Origin of the sequence: Virgisporangium aurantiacum, assembly GCF_016863635.1 — a bacterium.
GTDB classification, from domain to species: domain Bacteria; phylum Actinomycetota; class Actinomycetes; order Mycobacteriales; family Micromonosporaceae; genus Virgisporangium; species Virgisporangium aurantiacum.
In genome coordinates, this window is record NZ_BOPG01000105.1 from 26,229 (window position 1) to 47,638 (window position 21,410).

Sequence of the window (21,410 nt, forward strand, 5' to 3'; positions counted from 1 at the left end):
AGACGACTGGTCGCGAATGGCCGGCTACGGAACCGCCACCGGAAAGGCGGTGTCCAGCTCGTGCAGCGTCTCCAGCGTGTCCGCTTCGGTGAGGATGGCGCGCTGAGTGCCCCGCAACAGGCGGCCCGGCTCCATGCCGAACTGGCGTCGCAGAAGACTGTCGACGTCGGCATACACCTGAAGTGCCTCCACCTGTCGGCCGCTGTGATGCAGAGCGACCATGAGTTGGCAGTGCAACCGTTCCCGCAGGGGATGCTCGATCGTCAGCCGCCGCAGTTCCGGTATGAGATCCTGACCATTGCCCAACCGCAGGTCAATCTGAATCCGCTTCTCCAGCGTGGTGAGGTAACGCTCGACAAGCTGGGCGAGCTGAGGGCACGTGCGGGGATCGAGGCCGGTGTTGGCGAGGGGTTGCCCCTGCCAGTACGAGAGCGCGGTCTGTAGCAGTCCCCTCGCCGCGACCTGGTCGCCGGCGTCCAAGGCTCGCCGGCCCTGGCCGATGACATTCTCGAACCGGTCGAGGTCGAGTTCGTCCGGTCCGACCTCGATAAGGTAACCGGGCGGTTCGTGCCGAAGCCGGTGCGCGTCATCCTTTCCGAGCGCCCGGCGTAGGTGCCAGACATACGTCTGGAGGTTCTTTCTCGCTGAACTTGGCGGCCCGACGTCCCAGAGGGTGTCGATCAAGCCGGTCACCGGGACCAGACTGTTTCGGCGCAGCAGTAACAGCCCAAGCACGTCGCGTTGCTTTCCATGACGGATGCGCCTTTGGCCACCCCGGTCGTCGCGCACGTCGAGGCGACCAAGTACATAGAACCGCATCAGAGCCCCCGTCTTGCCGGCCACGGCCGGCCGCCGGTGGCCTCGACATGCGGTCGAAGGTAGCCGACGCGGCCACCGACGGTCCTTTCAACGGTCTTTCCCCCGACGCAAGGTGCCTCAAGAGCCCGGACGGCGATCGAGTCAACGATCACGGGCGCCGATACAACGGCAACGGGTCGACGACCGCGATCCGGAGGTGCCCGGTTCACCCGACATACGCAAATTGCGACCGCTTCGTTCGTCACCACGACCCGCGACGTTCTCGGCCGGGAGTTCGGCCGCCGGAAGGACGGGGGACATCCGCCAGCTGACCCGGCTCACCAGGCCATCGGTACGTCCGTCCGGGCCACCTGCTCGGCGGTAGGATGCGGCGGACGGCGGAAGGGGACGGCGGTGGCGGCTCGCGGCGACCGGCCACGGATCGGTCAGGTCGCAGATCTTGCGGGCGTCAGCGCGACCACGGTTTCGCACGCACTCAACGGCCGACGGCCGGTGTCAGCGGCGACGCGAAAGCGCATCCTGGACGCGATCGAACAGTTGGGCTACCGGCCGAACGTCGTCGCTCGCGGCCTGCGGGCCGGGCGCACGATGACCATCGGGCTGGTCATTCCGGACATCACCAACCCGTTCTATCCCGTCCTGGCCCGTGGGCTGCAGGATGTGCTCGGACCGGCGGGGTACGACGAGATCGTCACCAACACGAACGGCGAGCGCGACCTGGAACGACTCGCGCTGGACAAGATGATCTCCCGGCAGGTCGACGGCATCGCGTTCGCGGTCTTCCACACCCACCCCGACGACCTCCGGCCGGTCATCGACGCCGGCATCCCGGTGGTACGGCTCGGTGGCCGCCAGGCACAGCCGGGCGTCGACCTCGTCCACAGCGACGACGAGAGCAGCGCGGCCGAGGCGACGCGCCACCTGCTCCGCACCGGTTACCAGCAGATCGCCTTCGTGTGCGGCCCAGCCGCCGAGGGCCCGGCGGCCGAGCGGGTGGCGGGCTACCGCGCGGCGCTGCAGGAGGCGGGCCACGCCGTCGACCCGGACCTGATCGCGTACACCGAGTTCAGCCGGGCGGGCGGTGCGGCCGGTGTCGGGGGCCTCCTGGATCTGGCCCGCCCGCCGGACGCGGTCCTGTGTGCCAACGACGTGATGGCGATCGGCGCGCTCGACGCGGCCCGCGAGCGGAGCCTGCGGGTGCCGGACGACCTGGCCGTGATGGGCTTCGACGACATCGAGGCGGCGAGCCTTGTGAGCCCTCAGCTGACCACGATGGCCAACCCGGCCCGGGAGATCGGCCAGGCATGCGGCCGACTGCTGATCGACCGCATCTCGGACGCGGTCGGCGGCGATGCCACCGAGGTCATCATCCCCGCCCGTCTGATACGTCGCCAGTCAGCCTGATCGGTCTCTCTTGACTTCGACCGCGTCGGGAGTAGATTCCGATCAGTCTTAACGTTTTGCTGACCCCAAATCGGACTGGCGGCAGCGTATGACCACACCGTTGCCGGAAACCCAGGCGCCCTGGCCGGCCCGAGACGGCCTGCGCATCACCGGTGTACGGCCGATCGTCACCGCGCCTGAGGCGACCCTCGTCGTGGTACGCGTGGATACCTCCGACGCCGGCCTGTACGGCCTCGGTTGCGCCACCTTCACCCAGCGGTACGGCGCTGTTGCCGCGGCCGTGGAGCACCTGGCGTCGCTGGTGATCGGCCGGCACCCGGCCGACATCGAGGACATCACGCGGATGCTGCACCTGTCGTCGTACTGGCGCAACGGGCCGGTGCTCAACAGCGCACTGTCCGGTGTGGACATGGCGCTGTGGGACATTGCCGGCAAGCGGCTCGGCGTCCCGGTGTACGAGCTGCTGGGCGGGCGGGTCCGCGGGGCCGTGCCGCTATACACGCACGCGGGCGGCGCGAGTATCGAGGAGACCATCGAGCAGGCGCGGGGTTTCCTGGCCGAGGGCTACCGGCACGTGCGGCTCCAGGTCGGCGGCCCGGGACTGGGCACGTACGGCGCACCCGGCCGGGCCGGCGGCTATCCGGACGCACCGTACCCGGACGGCTGGGACGTCCAGCATTACCTGCACGCCACTCCGGCCCTGTTCGAGCGGGCGCGGCGGGAGCTGGGCGACGACGTCGCGTTGCTGCACGACGTACACAGCCGGCTGACGCCGAAGCAGGCGATCGTGCTGTGCCGGGCGCTGGAGCCGTACCGGCTGTTCTTCGTCGAAGACCCGGTGGCACCGGAGCACTACGACCGGCTGCCGGAGGTGCGCGCCGCGGCGCCGGTGCCGATCGCGGCGGGTGAGCAACTCTCCTCGGTGGCGGACGCCGCCCGCCTGGTGACGGGCGGCAGCGTCGACCTGCTCCGGTTGCACGTCTCCGCGGTCGGCGGCCTCACCCCGGCACGCAAGCTCACCGCGCTGTGCGAGCTGAGCGGCGTGCAGACCGCCTGGCACTCGCCGGCCGACGTCTCACCCATCGGCCTCGCCGCCAACCTCACGCTCGACATGACGAGTCACGCCTTCGGCATCCAGGAAGGGCACGCGTACCCGGAGGCTGTCCACGAGGTCTTCCCGGGCACGCCACGTCCGGTCGGCGGCTACATCACCCCCTCACCGGACCCGGGGTGGGGCATCGACCTGGATGAGGCGCGGGCCACGAAACACCCGCCACGCCGATACGCCCATGAGCGCTGGGCGGCCCGCGTCCGCCGTCCGGACGGCGCGCTCGAAGCACCCTGACCGCCCGGTTCACCGCGCAGCCGTTGGCCGCCAGCCGTGTGCCGGGACGAAGCCGAGCAACTCGCGGCTCAGCCGGGTGGAGATCGGCACGGCGAACCCGTCCAACGGTTCGGTGCGGAGAGACGTGGGGTAGTACCGGCTGAGCAGTTCGGCGGTCGGCGCCAGCGCGACGGTGTCGGGCGCGGCTACGTGGACGACGGCGTGGCCCTCGAACGGCCGGACCAGCGCGGTGGCGACCGCGTCCGCGGCGTCGCGCGTGTCGATCCAGCCCCACAGACCGCCCCGGTGGTCGCCGAGGTTGGCCTGGACGAGCGCGACGTGGTGACGCAGCCGCTCGCCGGTGCCGATGAACGGGAACCGCAGGCTCACGGCCGGAATCCCGAACCGGTTGCTGACCGTCGCCGTGACCAGCTCGCCGACCTGTTTGGACAGACCGTACGGGTCGTCGCCCACATACGGGTGGTCCTCGGCCACCGGCACCCGTAGCGGTGCGGCTCGGCGCCGCGACCACGCCAGCCCGAGGGCGGAGAGGCTGGAGACGTACACGATCCTGCGCACGCCGAGCGTCCCCGCCGCTTCGAGGAGGTGGTACGCGGCGCCGACGTTGTTGTCGAACACGTCGTCGTGCCCCGGGTTGGGGATGGCGGCTGCGTGCACCACGGCATCGACGCCGGAAAGCAGCCGGTCGAAGCCGGAGGCGTCGCGCAGGTCGCCGGCGACGGTGTCGTCGGCCGGGCCGGGCGGCGGCGTCCGGTCGTGCGCGCGGACGGTGTGCCCGTCGGCGTGCAGCCGGGTGACCACCGCCTGACCCAACATGCCGGCACCGCCGGTGACCAGGACCTTCACCCAAGCCTCCTCATGCCACGGCCGCGGGTGCGAAGTTGGCGGTCAACTCCTGGGCGCCGACGACGGTGAACGTGTACTCCGGGGAGGTGGAGACCTCCGCGTCGCCGATGGTCCAACTGACGAAGCGGAAGCCGGACGCGGCCTCGGCCGACGCGGTGACCGGGGCCCCGGGTTCGTAGAAGCCGGGCCGGGTCTCGTTGCCCGTGAGCCTGACCGTGCCGCCGCCGGCGGGAGCCGCGGCGGCGGTGACGTTGTGCTCGACAATATTGATCACCATCACGTTGTGCAGTGTCGTGCGCCCGACGCTGGTGGTGCCGTTGTAGCGCATGAGGTTGACAACGGTGACGTTTCCGCCGGACACCTTCACGGAGTAACCGTCGGTCCCGAGGTTGTCGGTGCCCAGGTTGAAGACCGTGACGTCGCCGGAGTTCACGACCAGCCCGTTGTGCAGGCCGTAGCCGAACACGTCGACGACGGTCAGCCGGCGCGCACCGTCGACGGTGACCAGGTCGGCGTACTTGCGCGTCCAGCCGTCGATCACCTGCGGGAAGAGATCCCGTCCGAGGACCCAGTTGGGCAGGTAGAAGCCGGTCCGCACGAAGGTGTTGCCGTTGCTGAGTACACCCTCGACCCGCCCGTGGTCGCTCTTGCCGACGGTCACGCCATGCCGCACGAACGTGCCTTTGATCTTGCGGACCAGGAAGTGGTCGTTGCGGTACATGGACATGTCGATGGCGTTCCACGCGTTGGGCAGTCCGATGTTGACGGCGTACGTATGGCTGCCCTGGCCCCGGATGGCGTAGGGGTAGGGAACCAGGCCGCCCGGCGCGGCGGGGTTGTTTTCCGGGTAGAAGACACGCAGGCCGCTGACCCCGGCCCGCTCCCCGCGGAGCGTGATGGCGGCCTGGTCGGTGTCCGGGTTGGCGGTGCCGTGGCCGGCGAAGGACATCAGTACGGTGCCACCGCTGCGCCCGTCCTCGTCCCGGTTCGGCACGGAGGACGCACCGCGCAGCTCGACGCCGGCCGGCACGACGAGACGCCCGTCGAGCCGGTACCAGCCGGCCGGGAGGTAGACCACGCCGCCACCGTCGCGCCCGGCACGGTCGAGCGCCCGCTGGATGCCCGCCGTCGCGTCCCGCGCGGGGAGGTAGCCGTTGCCGCGCGGGGTGTGCACGTCATACAGGACGGCATGTCTGGGTTTGACTGTGGCGGGTGGCGCGTCCTCGGCGGGCACGGTGCCGGCAAGCTGGTACACGGTTCCCCGTACCGCGCCGGTGAGCCGGGTGTCGGTGAGCTTGACGTAGCCACCCCCATTGTTCACCACCGCGGCCTGGCTGCCTTCCAGAACGCTCGCGGCCAGCGACAGTCCCCACCGGGCGTCGAACTGGTCGACCCGTAGGGCGGTGTCGGTACGCACGAGCCGCACCCGCTGGAAAATGCCGGTGAACTCGGCCCGCAGTCCCTTCACCACGTGGATGCCGACGTTGTAGTCCGCCGCGGACAGGTCGGCGAACTGGTCCCACTCCAGATCGCCGAAGACGAACCCGGTGCCGTGCGCGCGGGTCCACGCGTCCAATGCCGTCCGTCGCGGCGGGTTGTACCCCGCCGGGGCCTGGGACCAGTAGGCGTTGCTGAACTTGACGCTCTCCCAGGTGCCGACGTCGGCGCCGTTGTAGGCCTCGACGCCTCTCAGGAGCGCGGTGCCCTTGACGTTGCGAACGGTCGCCGACTCGTGGACCTGCCCGTTGCCGGGCGGACGGCCCCGCTCGTCGCGCATCGTGCTGACGCCGATGCCCCGGTACGAGTTGAGCATGGTGACGTCGGAGACAGTGCTCATCATGTAGTTCTCGTCGCCCGCCCAGGAGCTGCCCGGGATCTCGAACGTGAAGTTGTAGGGCACCGGGGCGGTCGCGCTCTGTCGCGGGTAGTACGTGGTGACACCCACGACGCCGGCGCTGCCACCGATCCGGAACAGCACCGGTCCGTCGTCGCCGGCGGGAAGGTCCGCGCTCACCACCGTGCCGTACGGACCACCGCCCTCGTCCGGGTCGCGACGGTCGCCGCGCAGCGTGCAGAAGGCCGGTACCTCGACCGTGCCGGTGACCCGGTAGGTGCCGACCGGCAGCCAGACCGTCCCGCCGCCCCCGTCGTAACAGTCGTACAGGGCGGCCTGGATCGCCGCGGTGGCGTCCCGCTTCCCGGTGTGGTCGGCGCCGTAGGCGGTGACGTCGAAGTCGGCGACCACCGCGTCGGTGTTCGGATACCTGGTCTTGACCAGCTTCGGCGACGGCTCGACGACGCGCTGCTCGCGGACCTGGAACCCGGCCACATCGAAGCTCGTGAGGCCCGTGGCGTATCCGGTGAGGTTCAGCCGGACGTACCGCGCGTTCGTGGTGGGGAACCGGGTGCGGGACGACCTGGTTCCCGGCGCGCCGGAGTGGCCGACGGCGGTGTAGCTGGTGCCGTCGGTGGAGATCTCGACGGTGTAGTCGGGCGAGTAGGCGCTGCCCCACTGCACCAGCACGTCGTTGACCCGCCGGGCCGTGCCGAGGTCGGCGCGTAGCCACTCGCCCCCGCCGCCGTTCCCGCTGGTCCAGACGGTCGCTACGGCACCGTCGTTCGCCGCGGCCGGACTCGAACCGGCGGCGCTGCTGCTCGCGGTGAGCGAGCCACGGCGGGCCAGGTCGGTGTCGACGACCGAGGCGAGGAAGGCCTGGTGGGCTTCGTACAACGCCCGCAGCGCCGCCACCACCTGCGCCTCGGTGGTCGAGGCGTCGTCGAGCACGCCTCGCGCCCGGGCGATGGCCGACGCGAGCGTCGCCTTCGACCCGGGCTGGTACTGGCCGTCGCGGGTGCCTTCGCGCGCCGCGTAGTGGGTCAGACCCGCCGCGGCGACGAGGTCACGCAGGCCGGCCTTGGCGTCGAGCTGGCGCGGGACGACGGTCACCCGTACGGCGGCCACCGTGAGCTCGACCGGGGAGCCGTCGTGGGCGAGGCGGAAGTCCGAGCCGTTGCTGCGGTTGGTCAGGATGGCGTCGTCGAGGACGAAGGCATGGGTCTTCCACGTTTGACTGTCCCCGTAGGACACGACCGCCGACGGCTTGAACTTGTCGACGAGCTCCTCGCCGGGCGAGTCGTAGTGCAGGAAGAGCGAACCGCTGCCCGCGTCGAGGTAGTCGACGCTGACCATCACGATGTCGTTCGTGTTGTACGCGTAGCTGTCGGCGACGTTCATGTACAGGTAGTTGGTGCCCGGCGGTGGCGCGGCGGCGTTGGTCCGCCAGAATCCGCGACCGGCGACCGTACCGGTGACGAGGCCCGCCTCGTTGTCGCCGGCCCGCGGGCTGAGGCCGGTATCGGTCGCGGTCGGTCCGAGGGTGGCCTGCGGTCCGGTCGTCGTCATCCGCACCTGGGCGACGGTGATGTCCGACGGGGCTCCGCCGGCGACCCCGGCGAGGAGCACCTCACCCGCGAGCGCGTCTCCGTCGAGCCCGACCGCGGCCAGCCGCCAGGCGTTCGTGCCGGCGAGATCGGCGACCGTCTTCGTATCGCCCGCGGCGGTGCGCAGTGTCAACTGCCCACTTCCGGCGTCGTGGTAGGTGACCACGACGACGATCGACGCCTCCGACACGCTCGACGCGTAGCCGGGGTCGGCGGTGATGCCGACGTACGTCGTGCCCGCCGCGACCTGGGTCTGCCAGTACGTCCGGCCGTCCAGCGTTCCGGTGCGCAGGCCCGCCGGGTCGTCACCGGCGCGCACCGCCACGCCGAGCGACACCGCGTCCGGACCGAAGTCCGCGCCGATGCCGCGCGGATACATGACCGGGCCCGGCGCCGCGTGCGCCGCACCGGCGGGCGCGGCGAGGGCGGTCACCACCAGGAGGACCGGCCAGATGAGGGACCATCGCCGACTTTCGGGACGCCTTGTTCTCACGGGTTGCCTCCGGGCTCGGGGCTCAGGCCTTCACGGCACCGATCAGGCCGTTGACGAAGTAGCGTTGTGCGGCGATGAACAGGATGATGACCGGCACCACCACGATGAGGGAGCCGGCCATCAGGACGTTGTAGTGCAGTACCGCGCCGGACTGCAGGTTCTGCAACGCGATGGGCAGGGTGTAGGTCTCCGGGTCGTTGAGCGAGACCCGCGTGAGCAGATACTCGTTCCACGTCGGTATCGCGGTGAGCACGGCGATTGTGATCAGGACCGGCCGGGACAGCGGCAGGTAGATGGTGGTGAAGATGCGCAGTTCGCCGGCGCCGTCGACGCGGGCCGCCTCGCGCAGTTCACCGGGGATGGCGTCGAACGCGTTGGTCATCAACAGAATGGCCAGCGGTGCCGTGCCGTTCACGAACGGCAGGATCAGGCCCCAGTGGCCGCCCAGTAGCCCCAGCTTGTTTTCCAGCAGCACGATGGGCAGCAGCACGGTCACACCGGGCACGAACAACAGCGCGAGAAACAGTCGGTACAGCGCCTTCCGCCCGGGGAAGCGGAGCACCGAGAACGCGTATCCGGCCGCGGAGTAGACCACCAGCACCAGGAGCACGGTCCACCCCGTGACCTTCAGGCTGTTGAGGAAGTAGTCGAAGAACTGCAGCTCGTTCCACGTCTCGACGAGGGTGCGCAACGTCGGGCGGTGCGGGATCAGGTGCCCGCCGGCGACCACCTCGGACTGGTCCTTGAACGCGGCGGACACCATCCACAGGAAGGGGTACAGGCTGATTGCCGCGTACAGCAACAGCAGCGCGCCGACAATGATTCGGGCCACCACAGTGGACAGTGACAAGTGGACACTCGGCCGGCGGGTCCCGGTGCTCACGTGAGCCTCCGCAGTGCCCGCATATTGATCGCGGCGAGAACGAGTGCCCCGAGGAACAGCATCCAGCCCAACGCGCTGGCCAGGCCGAGCGTCGGGCTGAGCTGAGACAGAAAGGCCAGCTTGTACGTCTGGAGGCCGACGACGTTGGTGTGGTTGCCGGGCCCGCCGTTGGTCATGATGAGGAACGTCTGGAACCCCTGCAACGAATCGCGCAGGGCGAGCAGCACGACGATCGCCGTGATCGGCCGGAGCAACGGCCACAGGATGCGTCGGGCGACGTGCCACGGGCCGGCACCGTCGACGCGCGCCGCTTCGACCAGCGACGGGTCCACCGCCTGGAGGCTGGCGAGGTACAGCATCATGGCCACCGGCACCGACGTCCACACGGTGATCACGATGAGCGTCGGTAACGCGGTCGTCGGGTTGCCCAGGAAGCCCTGCGGCTGCTGGAGACTGCCCAGGCCGAGCGAACCCAGCAGGAGGTTGATCGCGCCGTCCGGTTGGAGCACGTACACCCAGGCGAAGTACACGGCGATCCCGTTGGTCACGTGGGGCAGGAAGTACACCGAGCGCAGCACGGTCTTCAGGCGCCGCACCGAGTTCAGCAACAGCGCCAACGGAAAGCTGACCAGGACGGTCAGCACGGGTACCGCGATCATCACCCACATCGTGTTGAGCGCGGCCTGGTGCACGATCGGCGCGTACTGGGGGTCGGCCCACAACAGGTCGGCGTAGTTCCGCAGGCCGACCCAGCGCCAGTCCGGCGTGAACCCGTTCCACGAGGCGAAGCTGAGCGAGAACCCGTACACGATGGTGTAGACGCCCATCACGGCGAACAGGGTGATCGCCGGCATGACGAACGCGACGCCCCAGGCGGTCTCCGAGCGGCGGTACCTGGTCTTGGTGCGGCTCGGGGCCCGCCGGGTCGGCGACGGGCCCTTCGCGATCGTCGATACCGCCATTACTGCTTTGCCCAGAAGGAGTCGATCTGTTTGGTCATCTCCGCGCCGACCGCCGCGGCGCTCTTCTTCTTCAGCGGCGTGAAGTCCATCAGCGTCGAAGCGACCGGGACCCCGTCGTACGCGCTGGGCCGGTACGAAGTGTCCCCCGGGTTGTACGCCGAGGGGCCGGAGCCGAACGCCTTGATCATTGCGCCGAGCACCGGGCCGACCGCGGCGTCGGGGTCGGCGCCGAGGTCGGTCGGCGGAACGTCCAGCGCCGTCTTGGCGAACGTGGCCGACACGTCCTTCTTGGCCAGATACTTGAGCCATTGGACGGCGCCGGCCCTGTTCTTGGTGGTCGCCGACACCGACACGCCGGTCAGGGTGAACGGCGCGAGGCTCAGGTTCTTGATCGCGCCGTTCGCCGGGGCCGGCACCGGGAACGTCACCACGTTGCTCGGGTCCATCCCGTTCTGCGCCAGGAACGCGAGGGTGAACGTGCCGCCGATGTCGAATGTGGACTTGCCCTGTGCGAACGCCAGGTCAGCCGCGTCGATGTCCAGGCTCTGCGTGCCCGGCATCCAGTACGGAGTGACCTGCCCGTAGGCCTCCAACACCTGGGTGCCTGTCGGCGACGAGAAGTTCTGGGACTTGTCCTTCCCCCACAGGGCCCGGAACCTGTCGGGACCGAGCATCCCGTACGCCATCGGCTGCATGAACCACTCCAGCCCGGTGGTAGGGGCCTTGAGGCCGATGGTGACGCCGCCGTTGTCAGGGTGCTTCGCCTTGACCTTTCCCAGGGCTGAGACGAAGTCTTCCCAGGTGGTCGGGGACGTGGTGACGCCGGCCTCGGTGAGCCGCTGCTTGTTGGCGTAGACGATGCCGAACGTGCCGATCGTGAGCGGAACGCTCCACCGCTGGCCGACTTTGATGCCCTTGGTCTTCTCGTCCTTCGCCAGCGACTTCTGGTAGAACGCGTCGTTGACGAGGCCGTCCTGCCGCACCTGGGGCAGGTAGCCGTCGAGCCAGGCGTCGTCGACGTCTTTGGCCAGGTCGGTGAGCAGGCCGGCGGCGCCCCAGGCGAAGTCGTCGCCGGTGGTGTGCACCTCGAAGAGGTCGGGCAGGTTCTTCGTCTGTGCCGCGGCCTGCACCTTGGTCACATACGCGTCGTCGGGTGTGTATGCCTCGACCTTGACGGTGATGCCCGTTTCCCGGGCGAAGCCCTCCGCGGCCTGCTCCAGCGCCTTGACGTGGGACTGCTTGAAGGTCCACATCGTCAATGTCTTGCCGGACGAGCTGTCGTCCGGGTCATCGGTGCACGCTGCGGTGGCGGCGGTCAGCGCCAGTACTACCAGGACGGCCAACACCGGCCGCCGTGCGCGTCCTACGTGTGTCATCACGGGTGCCGAGCCTTCACATCGTGGGCGCCATAGACGTACGCCACTGTGGCCCGGAATCTAAATCGAATCGATGGAGCGTGTCAACGAGATCACGGCTACTTTGCCAAAACGTTAAGACCGCCCCGGACCTCGGCGAACGCGTCCGGCCCGAAGGCGTGGTCAGCCCAGCAGCAGCGACTGCGGCTGGACCGACAGGATCTGGTCGAGCACCAGGCAGGCGGCGCCGATCGCACCGACGTCGACGCCCAGCGCGGTCGTCGTGACCACGGTCGGGTGGATCCGCTCGACGAACGGGGAACTCTCCACGATGCCGGGGACGATGGCCATGAACCGGTCCGCGAGCAACGGCCAGATCGGTCCGCCGAAGACGATCATCTCCGCGTCGACCAGCGTCGCGGCGGCACTAACGCCACGCCCCACCCGGACCGCCCACCGGTCGATGATCTCGCCGGCAATGACGTTGCCGGCCGACGCGTGGCGGCAGAGGTGCCGCAGGCCCTCCTCCGCGTCCCGCGGACCGGTCGGCGTGAAGACCGGATCCAGAACCCCGTGCTCGATCGCCTCGGCGACCAGAGCGTTGGTGGTGCACGCGGCGTAGAGGCCGCCGACCTCGCCCGCGTTGCCGGAGAAGCCACGCACCACCACGTCGTCGACCACCAGCCCCATCCCCGAACCGGTGCCCAGGTAGAAGAACAGAAAGTTGTCCGAATTCCTGGCCGCACCGGCCCAGCGTTCGGCGACAGCCGCGGCGATCACGTCCTTGTCCAGCAGGACCGGCATTCCCGTGGTCTCCGCAAGGTAGTCGCGTAGCCGCACCCGCCCCCAGCCGGCCAGCTCGGGTGGCGCGATCACCAGCCCGGAGGTCACGTCCACCGGTCCCGGCGCGGCTATGCCCAGCCCGAGGACCGTCTCCCTGGGCACCCCGGAGTCGCTCACGAGGGCATTGATCGACTCGCTCATCTCGGTCAAGGTGTGGTCCGGGTCGGCCGCCTCGGGGGTGGGACGCTGCGCGCGAGCGACGACCTTGCCCAGCAGGTCGAGCACCACCAAGGTCACCACCGCGGGATCGAGGTGGACGCCGACCGCGTACCGCGCGCGGGCGTTGACCTGGAGCAGTCGTCGCGGCTTGCCACTGCCGGAACCGCTGCCGGAGCTGGTGCCGACCTCATGGGCCAGGCCGGTGTTCAACAAGCGGCGGCAGATGTTCGACACGGTCTGGGCCGACAGGCCGGTGGCCTCGACAAGTTCCACGCGGCTCAGCCCGTCAGGCACACGCCTGATGGTGTCCAGTACCACCGACTCGTTGAAGTCGCCCATCCGGGGCAGGTTGGTGCCGCGCCTGGTCGGCGACCGCTTGTCCACTGTCCCCCCGGAACGGTTGGTACCTGATGAGGTTCTCCATCGAATTGATTTATCGTATCAGTCGGTGTCGTACCCGCTCCGCCGCCAGCGGACGCCCGTCGGCAATGGCGTCGGCAATGGCGGCGAGGGCCGTGGCACCCGCCGGTCAGGAACGGCTCATGGTGCGTAGCACGACGCCCAGGAACCGGTCCTCGGCGACGTAGCCCCAGTGTCGTGAATCGCCGCTACGGGCCGGGTTGTCGCCGAGAACGACGAGTCGCCGGTCGGGTACGCGACGATGGCCGACCATGCCCGACACGGCTTCCGGTACCGGCTCACCCGCTACCGCCGCGACCCTCTTGATCAGCCAACGGGCCGGAGCGCCGTCCGCGGACCCGGTCCACTCCGGTCGCTGGAAAACCACGAGTTGACCGGTGCGTACGGTCCGCAGGCCGGTCCGGCGGACCAGAACGCGGTCGCCGTGCCGCAACGTCGGTTGCATGCTCGGGCCTTCGACGGTCACCACCACGAGGTGACGATGAACGACCACGCAGGCGACGGCGATGACGGTGCCAGCGAGACCTGCCGTGCCGATCACCATGCCGACCACCGTGCCGACCACCGTGCCGGTCACGGCGAAGCTCCCTGTACTGAAGCTCCCTGTACTGCGGCTGCGGTGTAGCCCCGCGCCTGTTGTTCGAAGAGCCCGGCGTAGGTACCCCGGTGGGCGATCAGGTCCGCGTGCGTGCCCGCTTCGGTGACCACACCATTGTCGGTGACGATGACCCGGTGCGCGTCGCGAAGCGTACCGAGCCGGTGCGATACCAGGAGGCTGGTGCGTCCGGCGCGGTACTGCCGGATCCTGGCGTGCAGCTTCGCCTCGGCGGCGGCGTCGAGGCCGGAGCTGGGTTCGTCGAGGATCAGCAGGTCCGCCGCGCCGCGGAGGAACGCCCGGGCCAGGGCCAGGCGCTGCCACTGGCCGCCGGAGAGCGCGACACCCTCGTCGCCCTCGTCGCCCTCGTCGCTGTCGTCGGACTCGGCGACGTAGGAGCGGCTCAGCATCGTCAGGTAGCCCTTCGGCAGTGCGGACACGACCTCGTGCACGTCGGCGTGCCGCGCCGCCGCCTCGATGGCGTGCGTGTCCTCCAGCGCGTCCACGTCGCCGAGGCCGATGTTTTCCGTGGCGGTGAGGTCGTAGGTCATGAAGTCCTGGAACACCGCGCCGATGCGGGCGCGTAGCGCGGCCGGGTCGACGTCGCGCAGGTCCACCCCGTCCCAGAGAATCGCGCCCCGGGTGGGATCGTAGAACCGGCACAGCAGCTTCACCACCGTGCTCTTTCCCGCGCCGTTCAGGCCGACCAGACCGATCGTCTGTCCGTGCGGGATCGTCAGCGACAGCCCCCGCAGTACCCATTCCTGGCCCGTGGTGTAGCGGAACCACACGTCCCGGAACTCGATTCCGCGACGCATCGCCGGCAGCTTGGCCGGCGTCTGCGATACACCGAGTTCCGGTGCCGCGCGGATCACGTGCAGGTAGTGCTGGAACATCAGCAGCCGCTGGTGGATCATCGCCACCTGGTGGACCAGCCAGTTGAGCGACCCCTGGACGCCGGCGACCGCGGCGACGAACATCGCGACGTCACCCGGACTCAGCCGACCGTCGCCGGCGGCGATGATGGCCCACACCAGCCCGGCGCCGGCCGTGCCGGCGCCGACCAGACCCAGGCCGCCCTGTACAAGGAACTCGCGGATGTCGGTACGGCGTTGCGCGCGGTGAACGGAGTACATCTGCCGCAGCATCCGCAGCCGGAGGAAGTCACCCACGCCGAACAGCCGGATCTCCTTCGCCGCCCGGTGATCGGACAGCAGGGTGGCGTAGAAAAGCTGGCGGCGCTCGGCCGGGCCGACCTGCCACATCATCGACGCGCGCCGGTGCGACAGTGCGAACTCCGCCACCACCGACGGCGCCGCCGCGACGATCACCAGAATTGCCATGGGCGGGCTGAGCACGGTCAACGCAGCGAGAAATCCGATGCCGGTCAATACCGACTGGCCGATGCCCATGCTCCCCTCGGCCACGGCGGCCGGTGCGGTTGAGCTGGCCTGTTCAGCGAGCCGCAGACGGTTCAGGAACTGCGGATCTTCGAACCGGCCGAGGCCCGGAAACGTGTTCACCGCCGAATACAGACGGTCCTGGGCACGGACCGTGACGCGTCGTTCCAGTTCCGCCCGCAGGTACTGACCGGCCTGCGGCAACACGGCGGCTGCCGCGCCGGCGACCACGAGGCCCGCGGCGAGCAACAGGAGTCCGGCCCGGGGTGGTGACGGCGAGGCCACGAGATCGAGCACCAGTTTGGTCAGCCACGCCGCCGCCACCGGATTGGCGGCGGCGGCCAGCGTCACGACCAGTTGCAGTGCCACCTGCGTTGGGGCGGCCCGCCATGCCAGCGCCCAGGCAGGTCCCAGGGCACGCAGAGCGTCCAGACCGGGGCTCACGCCTGCGACAGGGCGGGAAGCGCGTCGAGTTCCGATCCACTGGACACCACCGAACCGTCGTCGACGACTGCCAGTGCCGGATATCCCCGCACCCGCAGAGCTGTGCCCACCGGTCCGTCGTGCGGCTCCACGACGACGTTCGCCACCGCGGTCGCCTGCGCCACGAAGGTGTCCCGGGCCTCGTCGGCCCGCTCCGTCACGACGACGACAAGGACGTTGTCGCGACCACCGGGGAAGGTGGCCGCGTACCGGAGGAATTCCGGCAACCGCTCGACACACGGCGCACAGCCCGTGGAGAAGAAGCCCACCGCCGTCGGCCCCGCCAACTCGCCGGCGGATACGACACTCCCGTCGACGGTGGTTGCGGTGAAAGTGCCGAGGGGAGAGCCGGCCGGAGCCATCACATCCGCGTCGGGTCCGCCACCCGGACGCTCGGCGAGCGCGGTGTCGTGTTGCCGCAGCCGCCTGATGACCCCGTACGTCAGCACCAGGTTGAGCAACCCGAGCAGTCCGCAGAACACCACGCCAGCCAGGTACGGCGTCATACCCACATTCCCTTCGTCACCTCACCACCGACCGGGCCCGACGTGCGGGGCGGCCGGATGACCGGCCGCCCCGCACAACGGATCAGCACCAACGGCGGTAGTACTTACACGTACCGACCCACTGGCAACCGTTGCACTTCCAGAACCTCCGGTACTCGCTGCATCCCACGTAGTCGCAGACGTCGCCCCAGTAGGAGCCGGAGCCGCTGCAGGAGCAGGGATCGGCCTTCGCGACGACATGCGGAGCGAACACGTTGAGCAGTCGGTCAGCCATCTTTTCGACACCGCGGAACATGAACCACCAACCCTTGTCTTCGAGGTACGAACGGATCGAAGCTGCGTGCGCTGATCAACGTCGGGTAGACGGTAAACGCGGGTCCGCACACCGACAAGACTTTCGACGGTTGACCGGGCGGCGCTCAATCCGCGGCCGTATCGGTCAACGCTTCCAACCGGTCGGCGAATCGCAACCACTCCCGTGCGCACGACCGGGCGAGCTCGGCGACCGGGTAGGCACAGTGGGCCGGAAGCCCGTCGAGCACCGGCTCCCACCGGTCCTGGCCCATCAACCGGGCGTCCAGCCACCGAAGCAGCGACCGGCCCTGTGCCGTCATCCGCAACGACGGGTCCGTCCGCAGGCTCCGGAGAATCTCGGCCGGCTCGCGCGTGGGATCGCGGCGCCGGCGGAACGTGGTCCGTCGGCCGTCCACCCTGTCGTGCCCCCCGTTGTTGCCGTCGGCGGCGGGGATGCGCACGCGCGGCTGCGCCATCGGGACGGGATCCTCGCCACGGCCCAATCGGGCCCGGACGTCGCGGACGGTTCCGGTCGAGATACCGGCCGCCCGCGCAACCTCCCGCAGAGACGCATCAGGGTGCCGGGCGATGATCTCGCCCGCGGTCCGGCGGCCCTCGGCGGTGCTGAGCGGACGCACCCGGCCGTCACGGCCCCGACGGAAATTCTGGTCACGCCCGGGGTCGGCCTGGCGGCGCCGTAGCGCGCCGACGGTGCTGGCCGCGAGACCGGTCACGACCGCGACCGCCCGGTTCGACCACTCCGGGTGGTTGCGCAGGATCCGTGCCGCGGCGGCTTCCCGCTCGGCCCGCGACAGCGGGAGGCCGTGCGCGATGTTGGCCTTGACGGCCAACACGAACGCCGCGTCATCGGTACCGTCGAAGAACCGCACCCGGATCGTCGCCGCGCCGAGAAGTTGCGCCGCACGGAGGCGGTGCATTCCGTCGATCACCAGCATCGTCGGTCGGTGCACCAGGATCGGTGGCAGCTCCGTCTCCGCCTCCGCGAGAGCTCGCACATGGTCGAGCTGTTCGCCGGTGAACCGCGGTGAGATTCCGTCTCGCAGCGCGGCCACCGGAACGTCTTCGACGGCGCACGTATCGGATAAGTCAGACGACGACTCCACAGCACTCCCCCGGTTTCTGCGCAACCGATCCCATCCGGCCGGTACCGGGCTCGCCTGTCCCGGCGCGCGACGATCGGTCATGATCTGCGGCTTCATCGTCGAACCGGTCGACTGCGCCGGTGCTGACAGGGTGCTGACACGCGGCGGCCACGGCCGCCTGAGCACGGCGGGGCGACGTGCAACTGCGTGGATCGGCCAGTTGCACACCCGATCGGGCGCACATGCCACGCGGGTCCGGCCGGGCGACCGGAACGGCCGGACCCGGACCGTCCAAGGAAATTTTCTCCGCGTAGCCTGCGGGGATGTGGTTCCGGGTGCTCGGGCCGCCGGAGATCGGGGTCGCTGGCCGGCTCCTCCCGATCCGACGCCGGCGGGAACGGTACCTACTCGGCATCCTCGCCCTCGATGCCAACCGGGCCGTGTCTGTGCACCGGCTCGGTGAGTTGTTATGGTGCGGCAGCCCACCCGAGAACGCACGCCGGATCGTGCAGAGTCATGTGGCGCGGTTACGGTCGGTCCTGGGCGCGCACGAAAGCCATCGGCACGGTGTCACCCTCGAAACCAACGGGTACGGGTATGTGCTGACGACCGATCCCGATCGGGTCGACGCGCAGCGGTTCCAGACGCTTCTCGCCCGTGCCACCGCCAGCGACCTGGGGGTCCGGGCCGGTCTGCTGCGCACGGCTCTCGACCTGTGGCGCGAACCGCTGCCGCCGCCGCCAGAAGAGGTGCTCTGGTGGCGAATCTTCGGTCACCTCGACGAGCTGCGCGCAACTGCCTACGAGGACTGGATCGCGGCCGGCCTGCAGCTCGGCGACGGCGACCGGCTGATTCCGGAGCTCGCCCGGCTCGTCGGCATCTATCCCACCCGGGAACGGCTCGTCGAGATGCACATGATCGCGTTGGAGGCGGCCGGTCGAAGCGCCGACGCGCTGGCCGCGTATGCGCGGGCGCACGCCGTTCTGTCCGGCGAGCTCGGCATCGAGCCGGGGCCGCGACTGCGGGAGCGACAGCTCGCGATCCTGCGCCAGACAGGTCGGGCCGACTCCGAGCGGGTGGCCAGGGTGAACGGGGCCGCCGCATCGACGCTCGGGGCGCCTGCCCGCCCGGCACCTGCGCCGCAGCGGTCCCGGTCCTCCGTCGCACCCGCGGAGACGCCGGCCAGGCGCGACACCGTCCGCTCCGCCACCGGCGACCAACCCGCCATCACCGTCACGGCCGTCCCCGGCACTGACACCCCGGGCACCGTCGGGACCAGCAGGGCCGCCCTCGCCCGGCACTGGGCGGGCGGCGAGGCGGGCGCTTTCGTCGACTTCGCCCAGACCTGGCATGCCGCCGGACAACCGCAGCGGGCACACGCGCTTTACACGTCGGCGCTCGTGCTGGCCACCATCGGTCACAACCGTTACGAAGCGGCACGCGCCCGCATCGGGCTCGGGCACGTGTGTGCCGCGATGAACGAGCCGACGCAGGCCCGGCAGCACTGGGCGCACGCCATCGAGCTGTACCGCGCCCTGGACCTGCCGGACGACCACGCCCTGCACGCCTGCCTGGACCTGATTCCGATGGTCCGGACCACCGACGCCGACGGCGTGCCGCCGGTGGAACGATCATGAAGTCAGCGGATGGCCTTGGTGCGCCATCGTGGCCCGCGTCGCCGCGGCCTCGCGCGAATCTATCTCGTCGAACGTATCCAACGCGGCGCGCCAGGCGCGGCGGGCCCCGTCCGCGTCGCCGACAGCATGGTAGGCCTCCCCGAGGCGAGCCGAAACCTTCGCACCGAGATAACGTTCGCCGATCTTGTCACACAGCGTGAGAGCCCGCCGGTAGTGCTCAATCGCGGTCTGGTAGTTGCGCAGGTGCTGCTCTATGTAGCCCAGGCTTTCCCAGGTGTACGCCTCACCGTGCAGGTCGCCGGCCGTCTGGAAGTACTGCAGGCCCTGCCGGCACAACCGCAGCGCAGGTTCGTGGTCGCCCAGCAGAGCGTGATACCAGCCGACGGTGTTGAGGGCGCTGCCGGTCTGGGCCGCGTCTTCACCGAACGGGATCAGCATCAGCTTGGCCTGCGCATGAGCCAACGCCTCGGCGAAGCGGCCGGCCTGCTCCTCCCCCCAGGCCATACCACCGTGACAGCGGGCCTGCTCGATCACGTCACCAGCCTGCTCGTACAGCGACAGCGCCTGCCGCATCTGCACGCGGGCCTGTTCGTACCGTCGCAACCGGATGGCGGACTGGGCCAGATCACGGTGCGAGTAGGCCCGCCGTGCGAGGTCACCGAGTCGATCGGCCGCGGCGAGAGCGATGGTCTGCACGTGGAACCACTCGTGCCAGCGGCCGGCCCGGTTGAGGTACGTGGTCAGGCACCAGGCCAGGTGCCAGGTGTGCAGGTCCAGACCGCGTGACGCGGCGAGCTCCACCGCGTCCAGCAGCGTGGTGATCTCCTTGGCGAACCACGCGGTGGCGGCGCCGTCGTCGATGAATCGCTCGCGTGCGGTTTCCTCGGTTGGTTCGTCGGGACTGATCGCCAATCGGTGCGGATAGATCTGTCGGTCGGCGGCGTAGGCCGAATGCAGGTGGTAGTCGAGCAGCCGGCGCACGGCTGCGTCCGATTCCGACGCGCAGTCACCGTCGCCGACCAGTTCGCCGGCGTAGGCGCGCAGCAGATCGTGCGTCGTGTAGCGGGCCGGCTCATGCTCGCGCACGAGGTTCGCGTCGACGAGCACGTCCAGCAGCCGGCGCGCTTCAGCCAGCGGAAATGCGGCCGCGGCCGCAAGCGCGGCGGTGGAGACGGACTCGCCGACCTGTAGCTGGAACAAGCGGAAAACCCGGGCGGCGTCGGCGCTGAGCGCGCGGTAGGAGAGCGAGAAGATCGCCCGCAGATCGCTGGCCCGGTCGCGGCCGGAGAACGCTTCGAGGGTCCCTCGGGCCGAGCGTAACTCGTCGGCGAGGTACGCCAACGACGGGTTGCGGTGACCGCACACCCGGGCCGCGGCGATCGCCAGCGCGAGCGGCAGCCCGCTGCACTCGTCGATGATCGCCTGCGCGGCGTCCGGTTCGGCGTCGACACGTTGCTCCCCGATGCGCTGTGTGAGTACCTCCCTCGCCTCATCGTGGTCCAGCAGGTCGAGCTGCAAAAGGTGCGCACCGTCTGTCACGGCCAGACCGTTCATCGGATCGCGGCTGGTGACGACGGCCAAGCAGCCGTCAGCGGCGGGAAGCAGCGGCCGTACCTGCTCGGCGTCGCGGGCGTTGTCCAGCAGCACGAGCATGCGCCGGTCGGCCAGCAGGCTGCGGTACAGTCCGATCCGGGCTTGTAGCTCCGAAGGCATGTCGTCGGCCCGGACATGTAACGCGTCCAGGAACGTGCGCAGCGCACCGTCCGGTTCGACCGGACGACCGTCGGGAGAGAAGCCGCGCAGGTTCACGTACAGCTGCCCATCGGGAAACTGGCTCGCCGAGCGCCGTGACCAGTGGATCGCCAGTGCTGACTTGCCCACGCCCGCTGTTCCGGTGATGACGACCGCCGATCGGGGCGACGCCCGATCCGGCAGCAGCGTGTTCAAGGTCTTCAGGTGGTCCGAACGCCCCGCGAAAGGAAGGTCCGCCGGCAACTGGCACGGTACGGGCCGTCCCGACGCGTAACGTTGCCCGTCGGGTGCCGGAGCGGCCATGCGCAGCTTCGCGAAGGATTTTTCCGTGACCACGGTCGCTCAGCCTATCGACCGGCGCATGCTGACCAGGTATCCGGGCGAGGCCGTTACGTCCGTGCCCGACCGTGGCGCGGCACCACACAGTAGCCAGCTACGGAGCAATGTCGGTCGTTGCACTCCCCCACGACTCTGACGTAGCCCCAGCGCGGGTTCTCCCGAGCCGGCCGCAGCACCAGCTCGCGGTTACCAGGCCGATCACCATGGCCACGAACGCCGACCCAACCATGATCGCCAGCACGATGCCTTCTCACCCGCGGTTCCCTCGAGTGTCCAATCGGTCGAGTGACGGAAGCGGATCCGCGGCCGCATCATGCCAACCCGGATTGCA

At 69.6% G+C, this 21,410-nt stretch carries 16 protein-coding genes; 3 read left to right on the forward strand and 13 right to left on the reverse strand.

Annotated features, from left to right (window positions below; translation table 11 throughout):
• Positions 1-24: 24 nt before the first annotated feature.
• Entirely contained in the window at positions 25-819 is a 795-nt protein-coding gene (locus Vau01_RS57265; RefSeq protein ID WP_204011612.1) for an AfsR/SARP family transcriptional regulator, read from the reverse strand.
• A 393-nt stretch (positions 820-1,212) separates the two neighbouring features.
• Between Vau01_RS57265 and Vau01_RS57270 the strand changes: the two genes are divergently transcribed.
• Positions 1,213-2,223: a LacI family DNA-binding transcriptional regulator gene (locus tag Vau01_RS57270; RefSeq protein ID WP_204011615.1), complete on the forward strand. Its 1,011-nt coding sequence runs from the start codon at positions 1,213-1,215 to the stop codon at positions 2,221-2,223.
• Positions 2,224-2,311: 88 nt separating this feature from the next.
• A complete protein-coding gene (locus Vau01_RS57275; protein WP_204011618.1) occupies positions 2,312-3,568 on the forward strand; it encodes an enolase C-terminal domain-like protein in 1,257 nt (418 codons plus the stop codon).
• Positions 3,569-3,577: 9 nt separating this feature from the next.
• Here Vau01_RS57275 and Vau01_RS57280 read toward each other — a convergent pair whose 3' ends face one another.
• From Vau01_RS57280 to Vau01_RS57330, 11 genes are all read right to left on the reverse strand, one after another.
• The gene (locus Vau01_RS57280) at positions 3,578-4,414 is read right to left on the reverse strand and encodes an NAD-dependent epimerase/dehydratase family protein (RefSeq protein WP_204011620.1); all 837 of its coding nucleotides are present in this window, start codon (positions 4,412-4,414) and stop codon (positions 3,578-3,580) included.
• A gap of 10 nt (positions 4,415-4,424) precedes the next feature.
• Positions 4,425-8,348, reverse strand: a complete 3,924-nt coding sequence (locus Vau01_RS57285; protein WP_204011627.1) for a discoidin domain-containing protein — start codon at positions 8,346-8,348, stop codon at positions 4,425-4,427.
• A 22-nt stretch (positions 8,349-8,370) separates the two neighbouring features.
• Positions 8,371-9,231 carry a carbohydrate ABC transporter permease gene (locus Vau01_RS57290; RefSeq protein ID WP_204011628.1) on the reverse strand — a complete coding sequence of 287 codons (861 nt, stop codon included), beginning with the start codon at positions 9,229-9,231 and terminating at the stop codon, positions 8,371-8,373.
• Positions 9,228-10,193 (reverse strand): carbohydrate ABC transporter permease, encoded by a 966-nt coding sequence (locus tag Vau01_RS57295; RefSeq protein ID WP_204011629.1) that lies wholly within the window; start codon positions 10,191-10,193, stop codon positions 9,228-9,230. Before Vau01_RS57295 ends, Vau01_RS57290 begins: the two co-directional genes overlap by 4 nt.
• A complete protein-coding gene (locus Vau01_RS57300; protein ID WP_204011630.1) occupies positions 10,193-11,536 on the reverse strand; it encodes an ABC transporter substrate-binding protein in 1,344 nt (447 codons plus the stop codon). The genes Vau01_RS57295 and Vau01_RS57300 overlap by 1 nt, the downstream gene beginning before the upstream one ends.
• Before the next feature lie 195 nt (positions 11,537-11,731).
• Positions 11,732-12,889, reverse strand: a complete 1,158-nt coding sequence (locus tag Vau01_RS57305) for an ROK family transcriptional regulator (RefSeq protein ID WP_373320483.1) — start codon at positions 12,887-12,889, stop codon at positions 11,732-11,734.
• 190 nt (positions 12,890-13,079) lie between these two features.
• The gene (locus tag Vau01_RS57310) at positions 13,080-13,547 is read right to left on the reverse strand and encodes a S26 family signal peptidase (protein WP_239152895.1); all 468 of its coding nucleotides are present in this window, start codon (positions 13,545-13,547) and stop codon (positions 13,080-13,082) included.
• Positions 13,544-15,409: an ABC transporter ATP-binding protein gene (locus Vau01_RS57315; protein ID WP_239152897.1), complete on the reverse strand. Its 1,866-nt coding sequence runs from the start codon at positions 15,407-15,409 to the stop codon at positions 13,544-13,546. The genes Vau01_RS57310 and Vau01_RS57315 overlap by 4 nt, the downstream gene beginning before the upstream one ends.
• Positions 15,406-15,954 carry a TlpA family protein disulfide reductase gene (locus Vau01_RS57320; RefSeq protein ID WP_204011632.1) on the reverse strand — a complete coding sequence of 183 codons (549 nt, stop codon included), beginning with the start codon at positions 15,952-15,954 and terminating at the stop codon, positions 15,406-15,408. The genes Vau01_RS57315 and Vau01_RS57320 overlap by 4 nt, the downstream gene beginning before the upstream one ends.
• A gap of 82 nt (positions 15,955-16,036) precedes the next feature.
• A complete protein-coding gene (locus Vau01_RS57325) occupies positions 16,037-16,228 on the reverse strand; it encodes a hypothetical protein (protein WP_204011635.1) in 192 nt (63 codons plus the stop codon).
• 145 nt (positions 16,229-16,373) lie between these two features.
• The gene (locus Vau01_RS57330; protein ID WP_506020709.1) at positions 16,374-17,468 is read right to left on the reverse strand and encodes a ParB/RepB/Spo0J family partition protein; all 1,095 of its coding nucleotides are present in this window, start codon (positions 17,466-17,468) and stop codon (positions 16,374-16,376) included.
• Positions 17,469-17,674: 206 nt separating this feature from the next.
• On the opposite strand from Vau01_RS57330, the gene Vau01_RS57335 reads away from it, so the two are divergent.
• Positions 17,675-18,988: an AfsR/SARP family transcriptional regulator gene (locus Vau01_RS57335; protein ID WP_204011641.1), complete on the forward strand. Its 1,314-nt coding sequence runs from the start codon at positions 17,675-17,677 to the stop codon at positions 18,986-18,988.
• Here the strand turns inward: Vau01_RS57335 and Vau01_RS57340 are convergent.
• Positions 18,983-21,076, reverse strand: coding sequence for a tetratricopeptide repeat protein (locus Vau01_RS57340; RefSeq protein WP_204011643.1), 2,094 nt, complete (start codon positions 21,074-21,076; stop codon positions 18,983-18,985). The two genes, Vau01_RS57335 and Vau01_RS57340, sit on opposite strands and share 6 nt — an antisense overlap.
• Between the last annotated feature and the right edge of the window lie 334 nt (positions 21,077-21,410).